This is a genomic window from Pseudomonas sp. A6 (assembly GCF_052367875.1).
GTDB classification, from domain to species: Bacteria; Pseudomonadota; Gammaproteobacteria; order Pseudomonadales; family Pseudomonadaceae; genus Pseudomonas; species Pseudomonas citronellolis.
In genome coordinates, this window is the sequence record NZ_CP198970.1 from 1522747 (window position 1) to 1537468 (window position 14722).

At 66.6% G+C, this 14722-nt stretch carries 14 protein-coding genes; 8 read left to right on the forward strand and 6 right to left on the reverse strand.

Features of this window, described 5'->3' with window-relative positions; translation table 11 throughout:
* Positions 1-423 precede the first annotated feature (423 nt).
* Complete coding sequence (locus ACTWJ5_RS06885; protein WP_074976711.1) at positions 424-1497, reverse strand: ABC transporter ATP-binding protein; 1074 nt, start codon at positions 1495-1497, stop codon at positions 424-426.
* Between the two features lie 126 nt (positions 1498-1623).
* Entirely contained in the window at positions 1624-2541 is a 918-nt protein-coding gene (gene argF / locus ACTWJ5_RS06890; protein WP_009618386.1) for an ornithine carbamoyltransferase, read from the reverse strand.
* A 326-nt stretch (positions 2542-2867) separates the two neighbouring features.
* Between argF and ACTWJ5_RS06895 the strand changes: the two genes are divergently transcribed.
* From ACTWJ5_RS06895 to ACTWJ5_RS06910, 4 genes are all read left to right on the forward strand, one after another.
* The gene (locus tag ACTWJ5_RS06895; protein ID WP_009618388.1) at positions 2868-3302 is read left to right on the forward strand and encodes a hypothetical protein; all 435 of its coding nucleotides are present in this window, start codon (positions 2868-2870) and stop codon (positions 3300-3302) included.
* Between the two features lie 197 nt (positions 3303-3499).
* Entirely contained in the window at positions 3500-5593 is a 2094-nt protein-coding gene (locus tag ACTWJ5_RS06900) for a molybdopterin oxidoreductase family protein (protein ID WP_444437922.1), read from the forward strand.
* Between the two features lie 103 nt (positions 5594-5696).
* Positions 5697-6023, forward strand: a complete 327-nt coding sequence (gene grxD / locus ACTWJ5_RS06905) for a Grx4 family monothiol glutaredoxin (RefSeq protein ID WP_058070522.1) — start codon at positions 5697-5699, stop codon at positions 6021-6023.
* Between the two features lie 79 nt (positions 6024-6102).
* Positions 6103-7263 carry an MFS transporter gene (locus tag ACTWJ5_RS06910; RefSeq protein WP_083426704.1) on the forward strand — a complete coding sequence of 387 codons (1161 nt, stop codon included), beginning with the start codon at positions 6103-6105 and terminating at the stop codon, positions 7261-7263.
* A gap of 40 nt (positions 7264-7303) precedes the next feature.
* Here ACTWJ5_RS06910 and bfrB read toward each other — a convergent pair whose 3' ends face one another.
* The 4 genes from bfrB to pyrC form a co-directional block, all read right to left on the reverse strand.
* A complete protein-coding gene (bfrB, locus tag ACTWJ5_RS06915) occupies positions 7304-7780 on the reverse strand; it encodes a bacterioferritin BfrB (protein ID WP_009618404.1) in 477 nt (158 codons plus the stop codon).
* A 207-nt stretch (positions 7781-7987) separates the two neighbouring features.
* The gene (locus ACTWJ5_RS06920) at positions 7988-8203 is read right to left on the reverse strand and encodes a bacterioferritin-associated ferredoxin (RefSeq protein WP_009618406.1); all 216 of its coding nucleotides are present in this window, start codon (positions 8201-8203) and stop codon (positions 7988-7990) included.
* A 419-nt stretch (positions 8204-8622) separates the two neighbouring features.
* On the reverse strand, positions 8623-9297 hold the full coding sequence (rnt, locus tag ACTWJ5_RS06925) for a ribonuclease T (RefSeq protein WP_074976703.1): 675 nt from the start codon (positions 9295-9297) through the stop codon (positions 8623-8625).
* Complete coding sequence (gene pyrC, locus ACTWJ5_RS06930; protein ID WP_267853807.1) at positions 9294-10340, reverse strand: dihydroorotase; 1047 nt, start codon at positions 10338-10340, stop codon at positions 9294-9296. The genes rnt and pyrC overlap by 4 nt, the downstream gene beginning before the upstream one ends.
* Before the next feature lie 141 nt (positions 10341-10481).
* On the opposite strand from pyrC, the gene ACTWJ5_RS06935 reads away from it, so the two are divergent.
* From ACTWJ5_RS06935 to ACTWJ5_RS06950, 4 genes are all read left to right on the forward strand, one after another.
* Positions 10482-11483 (forward strand): flagellar protein MotY, encoded by a 1002-nt coding sequence (locus tag ACTWJ5_RS06935; RefSeq protein WP_444437926.1) that lies wholly within the window; start codon positions 10482-10484, stop codon positions 11481-11483.
* Between the two features lie 117 nt (positions 11484-11600).
* Positions 11601-12818: an argininosuccinate synthase gene (locus ACTWJ5_RS06940; RefSeq protein WP_061560880.1), complete on the forward strand. Its 1218-nt coding sequence runs from the start codon at positions 11601-11603 to the stop codon at positions 12816-12818.
* 93 nt (positions 12819-12911) lie between these two features.
* The gene (gloA, locus tag ACTWJ5_RS06945; protein WP_009618415.1) at positions 12912-13304 is read left to right on the forward strand and encodes a lactoylglutathione lyase; all 393 of its coding nucleotides are present in this window, start codon (positions 12912-12914) and stop codon (positions 13302-13304) included.
* Positions 13305-13790: 486 nt separating this feature from the next.
* A complete protein-coding gene (locus ACTWJ5_RS06950; RefSeq protein WP_444437929.1) occupies positions 13791-14717 on the forward strand; it encodes a SphA family protein in 927 nt (308 codons plus the stop codon).
* Positions 14718-14722 lie beyond the last annotated feature (5 nt).

Genomic DNA, 14722 nt, shown 5'->3' on the forward strand with positions numbered 1-14722 from the left:
CATGGAAATGGCGTGGGTGGGGCAGCGTAGGAGCGGATCTCATCCGCGAATCGCGCCGGATCGTCCGGCTATCGCGGACAAGGTCCGCTACGGGGGAGGCATACCGTGCTTCCCGGCAACCTGTAGGAGCGGGCCCTGCCCGCGATTCGCGCGCAGGGCGCGCTCCTACATGGGAATGGCGTGGATGGGGCAGCGTAGGAGCGGATCTCATCCGCGAATCGCGCTGGTGGCTCCGGCTATCGCGGACGGAGTCCTACAGTTCCAGGGAAGCCCCGTAGGATGGGTATCGCTTCGCTCAACGCCATCCTACGAAAAGCCGTGCTTCCTGGAACCGTAGGAGCGGACTCCGTCCGCGATGGGATTCACCGGCCACGCCGGACGTCCCGGTGGCACGAACACAGCCCCTCTCCCTCCGGGGCGGCGTCAGCGCGGCGAGTCCAGCGCCACGCTGCCCTCGGCCTGGAACAGCACCAGGTGGTCGGCGGCCACGCCGATGCCGACTTCCTCGCCCGGCTGGTGATCGGCATGGCTGGGGAAGATCGATTCCAGCAGGGTGCCGGTGGCCAGTTGCAGGCGGTACAGGGTCGCCGCGCCGAGGAACGACTTGCCGACGATGCGCGCCTTCAGGGTGCCCTGCGGGGCGTAGACCAGGTCGTCCGGGCGCAGCAGCACGTCCACCGCGCTGCCCTGGGGCAGGCTGTAGGCGCGGTTGCCGCGCAGCACGCCCAGTTCGGTCTGCACGCTGTCCGGGTCGAGCATCTGCCCGCGGATGAAGTAGCCCTGGCCGATGAAGCTGGCGACGAAGGGCGTCTGCGGCTCGTGGTAGAGGTTGAAGGGGGTGTCCCACTGCTCCAGGTGACCGTGCTTGAACACGCCGACCTGGTCGCTGACGGCGAAGGCCTCTTCCTGGTCGTGGGTCACCAGCACGGCGCTGGTGCCGCGCGCCTTGAGGATTTCGCGGACCTCGTGGCTGAGCTTGCGGCGCAGCTCCACGTCAAGGTTGGAGAAGGGCTCGTCGAGCAGCAGCAGCAGCGGCTCGGGGGCCAGCGCGCGGGCCAGGGCCACGCGCTGCTGCTGGCCGCCGGACAGCTCGTGGGGGTAGCGCCGGCCGAGCTTGTCGAGCTTCACCAGCTCCAGCAGCTCGGTGACGATGCGCCGGCGTTCGGGGTGCTTGCGGATGCCGAAGGCGACGTTGTCCTCCACCGTCAGGTGCGGGAACAGCGCGTAGTCCTGGAACACCATGCCGATGCGGCGCTTCTCCGGCGCCAGGGTGAAACCGGGACGCGAGATGGCCTCGCCGGCCAGGTGGATCTCGCCTTCCTGCACCGGCTCGAACCCGGCGATGGCGCGCAGGGTGGTGGTCTTGCCGCAACCGGAGGGGCCCAGCAGGCAGCCGATGTCGCCGGCGTTCAGGTGCAGGCTGACGTCCTGCACCACGCGCTGCTGCCCATAGCCACAGGAGAGGTTTCTGAGTTCGAGCAACAGCGGTCGGGTCATGGATCGGGCCGTGGAGAAAGAAGCGGAGGCAGAGAGTTTACACGTGGCGAATGAGAATTACTCGCCGGCGCGAACGCGGCGACCCCGTGCCGCACGGCGGGCCGGGGCCGTGCGGCTGGGTGAAGGTCAGGCGTAGTGGGCGTGTTCGACCAGCAGTTCGAGCAGCGCCTTCTGCGCGTGCAGGCGGTTCTCCGCCTGGTCCCAGGCCACCGAGCGCGGGTCGTCCAGCAGGTCCTCGCTGATCTCCTCGCCACGGTGCGCCGGCAGGCAGTGCATGAACAGCACGTCCGCGGCGGCGCCGTCGAGCAGCTCGCGGCTCACCTGGTAGGGGCGGAAGGTGCGCAGGCGCGCCTGGGCTTCGTCTTCCTGGCCCATGGAGGCCCAGACGTCGGTGCTCACCAGGTGCGCGCCGGCCACCGCTTCGCGCGGGTCACGGACCACGCGCACGCGCTCGCCGGCCAGTTCCTGCAGCGCGGCGCTGGGCTCGTAGCCCTCGGGGCAGGCCACGCGCAGCTGGAAGTCGAAGCGGATGGCCGCCTCGATGTAGCTGTTGCACATGTTGTTGCCGTCGCCGATCCAGGCCACCGTCTTGCCGGCGATGCTGCCGCGGTGCTCGTGGAAGGTCTGCATGTCGGCCAGCAGCTGGCAGGGGTGCAGGTCGTCGGACAGGCCGTTGATCACCGGCACCCGCGAGTTGGCGGCGAACTCGGTGAGGGTGCTGTGGGCGAAGGTGCGGATCATCACCGCGTCGACCATGCGCGACATCACCTTCGCTGCGTCGGCGATGGGTTCGCCGCGGCCCAGCTGGGTGTCGCGCGGGGAGAGGAAGATCGCCTGGCCGCCGAGCTGGATCATGCCGGCTTCGAAGGAGATCCGCGTACGCGTCGAGGCCTTCTCGAAGATCATGCCCAGCACGCGGTTCTTCAGTGGCTCGTAGAGCACGCCTCGGTCGCGCAGGTCCTTCAGCTCGCTGCCGCGGCGGATCAGACCGAGGAGTTCGTCGGTCGTGTAATCCAGCATCGAGAGGAAGTGCCTTGCGCTCATGATTCAGTACCTACTGCTTATTCTCAGAGTTGCGACCGAGGGTCTGGCCGGCTTTTCGAGAAAAAACGGACTGAACCTGCGGCCTGACCGCATGCAGCGGAAATTTAGGGGGAAGACGCGATCCTATAAGGAAATTACGCATCCACGCAAGTTTGCCGCGGAGAGCCCCGCCGGGCCCGGTGGCGGCGGGTTTCGGAACATTTCGGAAACGAACGGAAAGGTCCTATTGGGTCTGGCGAGCGGGACTACATAAACGCCCGCGTCTCCCTTGATAGCTTTTCGCCGCCGCCGAGTCCGGCGGCACAAGCCATTAGGAGAAGTTTTCAATGAAGAAACTATGGATGAGCACCGCCCTGGCAGCGGTGATCGTGACCGCCAGCGGTTGCACCAGCTACAACGTCAACCAGCCGTCGGCGCCCATGGATGGCGTGGTGAGCACCGACCTCAAGGCCGACGTCCGCGTCGGCGAGCCGATCACCGGCCAATCCTCGGTGAACATCCTGTTCGGCTTCCTCAAGTTCGGCGGCGACAACCAGTTCGCCGACGGCGTGGCCTACGGCGGCACCGACGGCGGCTCGCTGCTGTCCTTCGACCCGGTGTCCAGCGTCAAGTCCGCCGCGGCCTTCAAGGCCGTGAAGAGCTCCGGCGCCGACCTGATCGTCGCGCCGCGCTACGAAGTGTCGGTACAGGACTACTTCGTGTTCAAGAAGGTCGACGTCAAGGTCACCGGCAACAAAGGCAACATCGCCGGCATCCGCTGATGCCAGCACGGTCGGCATCCCCCCTCTGCCGACCGTCGTCCCCTGGTGGAGGGCCGGCCCCGTGCCGGCCCGATTCACGTCTATACCCCCCGATTCACTGCACTTAGGCTTGTGGCGTTCGCCGCGGCGCCGTTCCATAGTGCTCGCTCTGGTAACGACCGGCCCATGAAGGCCGGCGCAACAACAAGAGGCGAGCCATGAGCAAGACCCTCCACCACCGTGCGTGCCACCTGTGCGAGGCCATCTGCGGCCTGACCATCGAAACCGAGGAGCAGCGCATCCTGTCGATCAAGGGCGATGCGCAGGACAGTTTCAGCCGCGGCCACATCTGCCCCAAGGCAGTGGCCCTGCAAGACATCCAGAACGACCCCGACCGCCTGCGCCAGCCGATGCGGCGGGTCGGTGGCGAGTGGCAGCCGATCGCCTGGGACGAGGCCTTCGAGCTGGTCGCCGCGCGCCTGGCCGAGATCCGCGAGCGCCACGGCAACGACGCGGTGGCCGTGTACCAGGGCAACCCCAGCGTGCACAACTACGGGCTGATGACCCACAGCAACTACTTCCTCGGCCAGCTGAAGACGCGCAACCGCTACTCGGCCACCTCCGTGGACCAGCTGCCGCACCACCTGGTCAGCCAGCAGATGTTCGGCCACGGCCTGCTGATCCCCATCCCGGACATCGACCACACCGACTTCATGCTGATCCTCGGCGGCAACCCGCTGGCTTCCAACGGCAGCATCATGACCGTGCCGGACGTGGAGAAACGCCTCAAGGCCCTGAAGGCCCGCGGCGGCCGCCTGGTGGTGGTGGACCCGCGGCGCACCGAGACCGCGGCGCTGGCCGACCAGCACCTGTTCATCCGCCCGGGGCAGGACGCGGCGCTGCTGCTGGGCATCCTCGACGTGTTGTTCAGTGAGAACCTGGGGCGCGCCAGACACCTGCCGGTGGCCGGGCTGGAGGAGGTGCGCACGGCGCTGGCGCCCTTCGGCGTCGAGGCCATGGCGCAGCGCTGCGGCGTGCCGGCGGCGAACATCCGCGAGCTGGCCCGGGACTTCGCCGCCGCCGACAAGGCGGTGTGCTACGGGCGCATGGGCGTTTCCACCCAGCGCTTCGGCACCCTCTGCCAATGGCTGGTGCAACTGATCAACCTGGTCACCGGCAACCTCGACCGCGTCGGCGGCAGTCTCTGCACCACGCCGGCCGTGGACCTGGTGGCGAGCACTTCCGGTGGTGCCTTCGGCCGCTGGCGCAGCCGGGTATCGGGCTTGCCGGAGTACGGCGGTGAACTGCCAGTGGCAGCGCTGGCCGAGGAAATGCTCACCGAGGGCGAGGGCCAGGTCCGCGCGCTGGTCACCGTGGCCGGCAACCCGGTGCTCTCCACCCCCAACGGGCGGCGCCTGGAGCAGGCCCTCGACGGCCTGGAGTTCATGCTCGCCATCGACCTCTACATCAACGAGACCACGCGCTACGCCGATCTCATCCTGCCGCCCACCGCGCCGCTGGAGCACGAGCACTACGACAGCACCTTCAATGTCTTCGCAGTGCGCAACGTCACCCGCTTCAACGAGGCGGTGCTGCCCAGGCCCGCCGGCGCGCTGCACGACTGGGAGATCTTCGTCGGCCTGGCCAAGGCCTATGCTGCGCGCCAGGGCACCGAGCTGAAGCCGACCGTGGCGCCGGAACAGATGATCGACATGGGCCTGCGCTTCGGTCCCTATGGCGATGCCAGCGAGCACAAGCTCAGCCTGGCGCGCCTGCGCGAGCATCCCCATGGCCTCGACCTGGGCCCGCTGCGGCCGAACCTGGCGGCGCGCCTGAAGACTTCCAGCCAGCAGGTGGAAGCCGCGCCGGCGTTGTTCCTCGCCGACCTCGGGCGCTTCGCCGACACCCCGGCGCCGGCCGAGGGCCAGTTGCTGCTGATCGGCCGCCGCCACGTGCGCAGCAACAACTCCTGGATGCACAACTACCACCGCCTGGTGAAGGGCAAGCCGCGCCACCAGTTGCTGATGCACCCCCAGGACCTGGCCAGCCGCGGCCTGGTGGACGGCCAGCGGGTGCGGGTGCGTTCGCGGGTGGGCAGCGTCGAGATCGAGGTGGCGGCCAGCGACGAGGTGATGGCCGGCGTGGTCAGCCTGCCCCACGGCTGGGGCCATGCGCGCCCCGGCGTGCAACTGGCCATCGCCAGCGGGCAGGGCGGCGCCAGCGCCAACGACCTGACCGACGAGCGCCACCTCGACGCGCTGTCCGGCAACGCCGCGCTCAACGGCGTGCCGGTGGAGGTGGAGGCGGCCTGAGGCGCGCGGCAAAGCCGAGCGCTGTGCTCGGCTTTCCGGTACACTGTCGGCAAAGTACCGGCTGCATTGCCGGGCAGTAGCGAAGTTCAGCCGAGGTTAGCCAATGGACATCATCGATACCATCAAAGAGCAGATCGCCAACAACCCCATCCTGCTGTACATGAAAGGTTCGCCGAACGCTCCGCAGTGCGGTTTCTCCGCCCGCGCCGCGCAGGTGCTGATGGCCTGCGGCGAGAAATTCGCCTACGTCGACATCCTGCAGAACCCGGAAATCCGCGCCAACCTGCCGAAGTACGCCAACTGGCCGACCTTCCCGCAGCTGTGGGTGGGGGGCGAACTGGTCGGGGGCAGCGACATCCTCGTCGAGATGTTCGAAAAGGGCGAACTGCAGCCGCTGATCAAGCAGGCCGTCGGCAACGCCGAAGCCTGATCGACGGCATAGCCGTTGTAGCGAAGAACCCCGCGCCAGCGCGGGGTTTTTCATTTGTGCGGGGAAAGGATTCGAACCGATGGACGACCGTAAGAGGGCCCGCGCGGCCCGTTGGGCCTGCGCCTTCTGCTTCGGCGCCGGCGGGCTGGTGCATGGCAGCGTCATGGGGCGCATCCCGGCGCTGAAGAGCCTCACCGGCGTCGACGAACAGGGCCTGGGCCAGGCGCTGCTGGGCGCCGGACTCGGCGCATTGCTGGCGTTCTCCTTCGCCGGCACGTTGGTGCGGCGCCTCGGTAGCCGGCGGGTGACCCTGGCCAGCGCCGCGGCGCTGCTGCTGGTGTTCCCGCTGCTGGGGCTGTGCCAGAGCTGGTGGGCGCTGGCTCTCGCGCTGCTGCTGGTAGGGCTGACCTTCGCCACCCTGGACGTGGCGATGAACACCCAGGCGGTGGAGGTGGAGCGCCTGCTGGGCCGGCCCTGCCTGTCCAGCCTGCATGGCATGTACAGCCTCGGCGGCCTGATCGGCGCGCTGGGCGCGGCCTTGCTGGCAGACCTCACGCCGTTCCGGCATTTCAGCCTGCTCGCCGTGCTGGCGCTACTGGCCCTGCCGCTGTTCGGCCGGCGTCTGCTGGAAGGGCGCAGCGAACCTCAGGCCGATGCACAACCGCGCCGGCGGGGGCTCCGGCTGCCGCCGGCGGCGCTGGTCGGCCTGGGGCTGCTGACGCTCTGCGCCTTCGTCTCCGAAGGCGCGGTGGCGGATTGGAGCGCGCTGCTGCTGCACAGCGTGCTGGGCGCTTCGGAGCGGATGGCAGCGCTGGGCTTCGCCGCCTTCTCGGCGACCATGGTGATCGGCCGGCTGTTCGGCGACCGCCTGCGCCTGCACGTCGCCGACGTCGCCCTGGTGCGCGGGCTCAGCCTGCTGGCCATCGCCGGCATGCTGCTGGCGCTGTTCGGCGGCCGCGTCGAGCTGTCGGTGGCGGGCTTCGCACTGGTCGGCCTGGGCCTGTCGGTGGTGGTTCCGATCCTCATCGGCGCGGCCGGCAACCGGCCGGGCGTGGAGGCATCGAGCGGGGTCGCCGCGGTGGCGTCGTTCGGTTATGGCGGGTTGCTGCTGGGGCCGCCGCTGATCGGCATCCTGGCCGAGCACATCGGCCTGCGCCTGGCATTGCTGGTGGTGGTGGGGCTGTGCGCGGGGCTGCTGTTCTGGGCGCACCTGGTGCGCCGCCCGCAGCAGGCGGGGTAGGGAAGAACGGGGGCGCCGCGCGAGGCGGCGCCCGCAACCGTCAGTCGTCTTCGTGCATGTGCGACTGCAGGTAGTTCTCCAGGCCGACCTTCTGGATCAGGCCGAGCTGGGTCTCCAGGTAGTCGATGTGCTCTTCCTCGGACTCGAGGATGTTCTTGAGCAGGTCGCGGCTGACGTAGTCATGCACGCTTTCGCAATGCACGATGGCGTCGCGCAGGTCCTTCGCGGCCTTGAGTTCCAGGTTCAGGTCGCACTGCAGCATTTCCTGGGTGTTCTCGCCGACCAGCAGCTTGCCCAGGTCCTGCAGGTTGGGCAGGCCCTCGAGGAAGAGGATGCGTTCGATGAGCTTGTCCGCATGCTTCATCTCGTCGATCGACTCGTGGTACTCGTGGGCGCCGAGGCGCTTCAGGCCCCAGTCGTTCCACATGCGCGAGTGCAGGAAGTATTGGTTGATGGCGATCAGCTCGTTACCGAGGACCTTGTTCAGATGCTGGATGACTTTCTTGTCGCCTTTCATGCCGAGTCCTGCCGTGTGGAGTGGGTAGGACTGGAATTTTCGCCCTCTTATAACCGGATGTCAAACGTAAGCTATTGATTTAGTTATAAAAAGGAATATGAATACGAATGTTTTCATTCCGCAGTTAGGCGCTAAATCCTTGAATTGCGGGCATAAAAAAACCGGGCCTGGGCCCGGTTCTTCTGGCGTATGCCGAATCGGCATCGCTCAACTGGCGGCATAGGCCAGCGAGTAGTTCATCGTTTGCGCGCCCTGCAGGTCGCCGAGGGTCTCGCGCACCACCTGCTTGGCGAGGCAGGCGCACTTGCCGCACTGAGTGCCGACGCCGGTGCTTTCACGCACTTCGCGGTAACTGCAGCATCCTTCATAGATCGCGTCGCGGATCTGGGTATCGGTAACACCTTGGCAGAGGCAGACGTACATGGATGGCACTACTGGTGTGGGGTTGTTGGCGTCGATACTAATGTTAATGAGAATGATTGTCAAAAGTTGAGGGGAGACTTTTTGGCGTGTCGACGAACGGTCTTTCGGGGGGAAGGGCCCAATCGCGGACGGAGTCCGCTCCTACGGTTCCAGGAAGCACGGTTTTTCGTAGGATGGCGTTGAGCTTGCGATACCCATCACCACGGCATGGGTATCGCAAGCTCAACCCATCCTACGAAGAGCACCTCGGCATAAGCCTGAGGTTCAGGGAGGTACGGGCGTAGGAGCGGACTCCGTCCGCGATGGGGTTCACCGGCCACGCCGGACGCCCCGGTGGCACGAACAGCCCCAGGCATCGATCCAATAAAAAAGCCCCGCATCGGCGGGGCTTTCTCATAGCAAAGGGCCAAGAACAAGGATCAGTCCTCATCCTCCATCCACCCACCGCATTCCTTCCACCGGTTGACGATCCCGCAGAACAGCTCCGCGGTCTTCTCGGTGTCGTAGCGTGCCGAGTGCGCCTCGCGGTTGTCGAACTCCATGCCGGCGGCCTGGCAGGCCTTGGCCAGGACCGTCTGGCCGTAGGCCAGGCCGGCCAGGGTGGCGGTGTCGAAGCTGGAGAAGGGGTGGAACGGGTTGCGCTTGAGCCCGGTGCGGTTCACCGCGGCGTTGAGGAAGCCCAGGTCGAAGCTGCTGTTGTGGCCGACCAGGATCGCCCGCTTGCAGCCGTTGGCCTTCAGCGACTTGCGCACGCCACGGAAGATCTCGGTGAGCGCCTGCTCCTCGGCCACCGCCATGCGCAGCGGGTGGTCGAGCTTGATGCCGGTGAACTCCAGGGCCGCCGGCTCGATGTTGGCGCCTTCGAAGGGCTCGACGCGGAAGAAATGGGTATGTTCCGGGAACAGGTAGCCGTTCTCGTCCATGCCGATGGTCACCGCGGCGATTTCCAGCAGGGCGTCGGTGGCGCAGTTGAAGCCGCCGGTCTCGACGTCCACCACCACCGGCAGGTAGCCGCGGAAGCGGCGCGCCATGGGGTGGCGCGGGCCGGGGGGGAAGTTGCCGTCGAACTCTTCTTCGTAATGCTCCTCGCTCATGCGCCGGCCTCCAGCAGGCGCCAGCGCAGTTTTTCGCCGGCGCGCAGGGGCACCACCTCATGGTCGCCGAAGGGCAGGCTGGCGGGCGCCTGCCATTCCTCGCGGACCAGGGTGATGCTGTCGGCGTTGCGCGGCAGGCCGTAGAAGTCCGGGCCGTGGAAGCTGGCGAAGGCTTCCAGCTTGTCCAGGGCGTTGCGCTGCTCGAAGGCCTCGGCGTACAGCTCGATGGCGGCGTAGGCGGTGTAGCAGCCGGCGCAGCCGCAGGCCGCTTCCTTGGCGTGGCGGGCGTGGGGCGCCGAGTCGGTGCCGAGGAAGAACTTCGGATTGCCGCTGGTGGCGGCGTCGAGCAGGGCTTCCTGATGCACGTTGCGCTTGAGGATCGGCAGGCAATAGAAGTGCGGGCGGATGCCGCCGACCAGCATGTGGTTGCGGTTGTACAGCAGGTGGTGGGCGGTGATGGTGGCGCCGACGTTGGCCGGGGCGGCCAGGACGAACTGCGCCGCATCGCCGGTGGTGATGTGCTCGAACACCACCTTGAGCGTCGGGAAGCGCTCGACCACGCGGGCCAGGTGCTCGTCGATGAAGCGCTTCTCGCGGTCGAACACGTCTACCTCGGCGCGGGTCACCTCGCCGTGCACCAGCAGCGGCAGGCCGACTTCGGCCATGGCCTCGAGCACGTGGAAGATGTTGTCGATGCTGGTCACGCCGGAATCGGAGTTGGTGGTGGCGCCGGCCGGGTACAGCTTGGCCGCGTGGACGAAGCCGCTGGCCTTGGCGTTGCGCACGTCCTCGGCGCTGGTGCGGTCGGTGAGGTAGAGCACCATCAGCGGTTCGAAGCGGCTGCCGGCCGGGCGCGCGGCGAGGATGCGCTGGCGGTAGGCGTCGGCTTCGCCGGCGTTGCGCACCGGCGGCACCAGGTTGGGCATGATGATGGCGCGGCCGAAGGTGCGCGCGGCATCGCCGACGGTCTGGGCGAGGGCGGCGCCGTCGCGCAGGTGGATGTGCCAGTCGTCGGGGCGCAGCAGGGTCAGGCGGTCGGACATGGGGATACCAGAGGACGATTTGCAGCGGAATTGAAGTGGGGAAATGCTACCGGAAAAGCCCGCCGCCGGCACTCGCTATCAAGTTTCGCCGGGACCGTCCGATATCTCCTGGGTACTTTCCAGCATTACCCGGAGCCGTCCGTGCGCCATTCCTACTTTCTCCTGCTCGGCCTGTGCGCCAGCCTGCCGGCCTGGGGGCTGACCTTCCAGACGCGCCTGGAGAACGCGCGCTGGACGGCGGCGGGCGACCAGTTCGAATGCCGCCTGTCGCAACAGGTGGACGGCTTCGGCGTCGGCGAGTTCGTCTGGCGCGCCGGCGAGCAGCCGACCTTCCGCTTAAAGCCACAGCGCAACTGGCCCGGCGGCGGTTCGGCGACGCTCCTGGCGGCGGCGCCGCCGTGGCGGCCGACCCAGGGCGACATCAACCTGGGCTCGGTGGCCCTGGTCGCCGGCGAGGTGCCCTTCACCAGCAGCCAGCAGCAGGCCGGGCGCCTGCTCGACGGCGTGCTGGAAGGGCGCAGCCCCGAGGTGCGCCTGCGCGCGACGGGCGGCCAGGACCTGCGGGTGCGCCTGCTGCCGGCGCGCTTCGCCGACGGCTACGCGCAGTTGCAGGATTGCTCGACGAAGATGCTGCCGGTGAACTTCGAGCAGGTGCGCCAGGCGCAGGTCGGCTTCTCCGGCGGCGGCGACGCCCTGGACGCCGTGGCCCGCGCCAAGCTGGACATCGTCCTGCAGTACCTCAAGGCCGACCCGACGGTGAACCGCATAGAGCTGGACGGCCATTCCGACAACAGCGGCAACCGCCTGAGCAACCGTGACATCTCGCGGCGCCGCGCGGTGGCGGTGATGGAATACCTCAAGGCCCACGGCGTGCCCGAGGAGCAGATCACCGTGCGCTTCTATGGCGAGCGCTACCCGCTGGTGAAGAACAGTTCCGAGGCCAACCGCGCGCGCAACCGCCGGGTGACCCTGCACCTGTCCCGCGAGGCCGTGCCGGAAACCCCGCCGGCGCCAACCGCCGCGCCCAGCACGACGCCAGCCGCACCGCCAGCCCCCGCGCCCGCGGCTCCGCAGGCCAAGACGCCAGCCGGCAACGCCCCGGCTTCGGCGTCGCCGGGCCAGTCGCCAGCACGCGGTGCCTAGTCGCACTCACGATAGAATCTGTCGCTTTGTCGTCAAAAGCTGTCGCGCCTCTGTAATTTCCTGAAACGCAGCAGTAGAATCGGCGGTTTTCGTGACAACCCCCCGTGGAGTGATGGCATGGCGGACGTGAAGAAGGTAGTCCTGGCGTATTCCGGTGGCCTGGATACCTCGGTGATTCTCAAGTGGCTGCAGGATACTTATAACTGCGAAGTGGTGACCTTCACTGCCGATCTCGGCCAGGGCGAAGAGGTCGAGCCGGCCCGCGCCAAGGCCAAGGCCCTGGGTGTGAAGGAAATCTACATCGAGGACCTGCGAGAAGAGTTCGTCCGCGACTTCGTCTTCCCGATGTTCCGCGCCAACACCATTTATGAAGGCGAGTACCTGCTGGGTACCTCCATCGCCCGTCCGCTGATCGCCAAGCGCCTGATCGAGATCGCCAACGAGACCGGCGCCGACGCCATCTCCCACGGCGCCACCGGCAAGGGCAACGACCAGGTGCGCTTCGAGCTGGGCGCCTATGCGCTCAAGCCGGGCGTCAAGGTCATCGCCCCCTGGCGCGAGTGGGACCTGCTGTCCCGCGAGAAGCTGATGGACTACGCCGAGACCCACGGCATCCCGATCGAGCGCCACGGCAAGAAGAAGTCGCCGTACTCCATGGACGCCAACCTGCTGCACATCTCCTATGAAGGCGGCGTGCTGGAAGACACCTGGACCGAGCACGAAGAGGACATGTGGAAGTGGACCGTCTCCCCGGAGAAGGCCCCTGATGCTGCGACCTACATCGAGCTGACCTACCGCAAGGGCGACATCGTCGCCATCGACGGCAAGGAAATGACCCCGGCGCAGGTGCTGACCGAGCTGAACCGCATCGGCGGCGCCAACGGCATCGGCCGCCTCGACATCGTCGAGAACCGCTATGTCGGCATGAAGTCCCGCGGCTGCTACGAGACCCCCGGCGGCACCATCATGCTCAAGGCCCACCGCGCCATCGAGTCGATCACCCTGGACCGCGAAGTCGCTCACCTGAAGGACGAGCTGATGCCGCGCTACGCCAAGCTGATCTACACCGGCTACTGGTGGAGCCCGGAGCGCGAGATGCTGCAGCAGATGATCGACGCCTCCCAGGAGTACGTGAACGGCGTGGTGCGCCTGAAACTGTACAAGGGCAACGTCATCGTGGTCGGCCGCAAGTCCGACGACTCGCTGTTCGACGCCAACATCGCGACCTTCGAGGAAGACGGCGGCGCCTACAACCAGGCCGACGCCGCGGGCTTCATCAAGCTCAACGCGCTGCGCATGCGCATCGCCGCGAACAAGGGCCGCAAGCTGTTCTGATAAGCTTGCCAGCCTGAGCCAGACAAACCCCGGCCACGAGCCGGGGTTTGCTTTTATGCGCCCGAAACGGGCCGGATGAGGAGAACGACCCCCATGAGACTGCTGCATACCATGCTGCGCGTCGGCGATATGGACAAGTCCATCGCCTTCTACACCGAAGTCCTGGGCATGACCCTGCTGCGCCGCAAGGACTACCCGGACGGCCAGTTCACCCTGGCCTTCGTCGGCTACGGCGCCGAGGACGAGAACAGCGTCATCGAGCTGACCTACAACTGGGGCGTGGACAAGTACGAGCTGGGCACCGGCTACGGCCACATCGCCCTGGAAGTGGACGACGTCTACAAGGCCTGCGAGGACATCCGCTCGCGCGGCGGCAAGATCACCCGCGAGCCGGGCCCGATGAAGCACGGCACCAGCATCCTGGCCTTCGTCGAGGACCCGGACGGCTACAAGATCGAGCTGCTGTCGCCGCAGCGCAAGGACTGAGGTCGTTCCTGGGGGCGACCGCCTCCGACGCCATGTTCGAACCGCCTGGTCCCTCCGGCCAGGCGCCGGGTGTTACCGAATGAGCCGCGCACCGGCAGGGGCGTGGGCATGATCGCCTCACCCTGCCTATCCCTTCATCCGCTTATTCGGTAGTGAAACATCGAAAACTGGCCGGCATATCGGTCCTTGGCGAGTTTCCATTCAACCGGCTGATTCCAAAGGTTTAATGCCTGAAACAGGCATTTCCCTTCCTTCTCCATGAGCTGGCATGCCTCCTGCAATTTTCTCAGGGAAACATTGTTTCGCGGGGGAAATAGCTGAGTCAGAGCCTTGCTCAGGGACGAGCCGGGGGAGTGCTGCCAGTGGCGCTCCATTGAATAGCCATTTCGGTTCCTGAGCCTCCTGTGCGCTGCTCGTCGACGTGACGATCGCGGTCAAGGGACGGCTTTGCCCGAAGGTGGCGAATAACAAGAAAAAGGAATGGAAATGAAAGCGTCACTTCTGGCCTTGGGCATCCTGGGCTGTATGTTGCAGCAGCCCGTTCTGGCAAAGAACATCGACCCGGTAAAACTGCCGCCGGTCAATCTCGGCGGTGGTTTTTTCTCCGAGGGACTGGCGAGGCCGGGGCATCACCTGATGTTCCAACAGAACTTCTATTCAGTCGAAAACATAAAGGATGGCGAAGGCGATGAAACACCCGGGGAGAAGAACAACCGGATAAGCACCAGTATCTTTCAGTACGCGCTCAATACCCCATGGAAGATATTTGGCGCCGAGTACGGTTTCACCGTCAGGGTGCCTGTCATCCACTCGGACATCGATGTCGAAGTCGGAGCCAAGGGGCGCGATTCCGGCGTGGGGGACCTCACCCTGCGGCCGGTGAAACTGACCTGGCGCGACATGCCGCTGGGTTCCGGACGGCTCACCCTGCAGTCGATCCTGGCGCTGACGCTGCCGACCGGCGCATACGACGACAAGCGGTACGTCAATGTCGGGAGCAACTACCTCTACCTGAACCCCATGTTCGCCGGCACCTACTTCAGTGGGCGCTGGAGCCACAGCTTCAACCTCGGATACGTCTGGAGCGACCGCAACGACGATCCGGTCGGCGGTCGAGCCCGCAGCGCGCAGCCCGGCACCGCCATGAACCTGAGCCTGTCGAGCGGCTATCTGCTGTCGGAGCGCCTCAGGTTGGGCCTGGCGGGCTACAGGCTGGAACAGCTGAGCGACGATCGCCTCGACGGGCGCAGGGTCAGCCGTTCGAAGGAGTCCGTCTCGGCGCTCGGACCGGCTTTTTCCTATTTCCATCGCCAGGCGCGGCTGGGCTTCGGAGTGGCCTGGTACGAGGAGTTCGATGCCAGGAACCGGGGCCAGGGCACCCGGGTGATCGCCAATATCCACAAGGGCTTCTGAGGAGG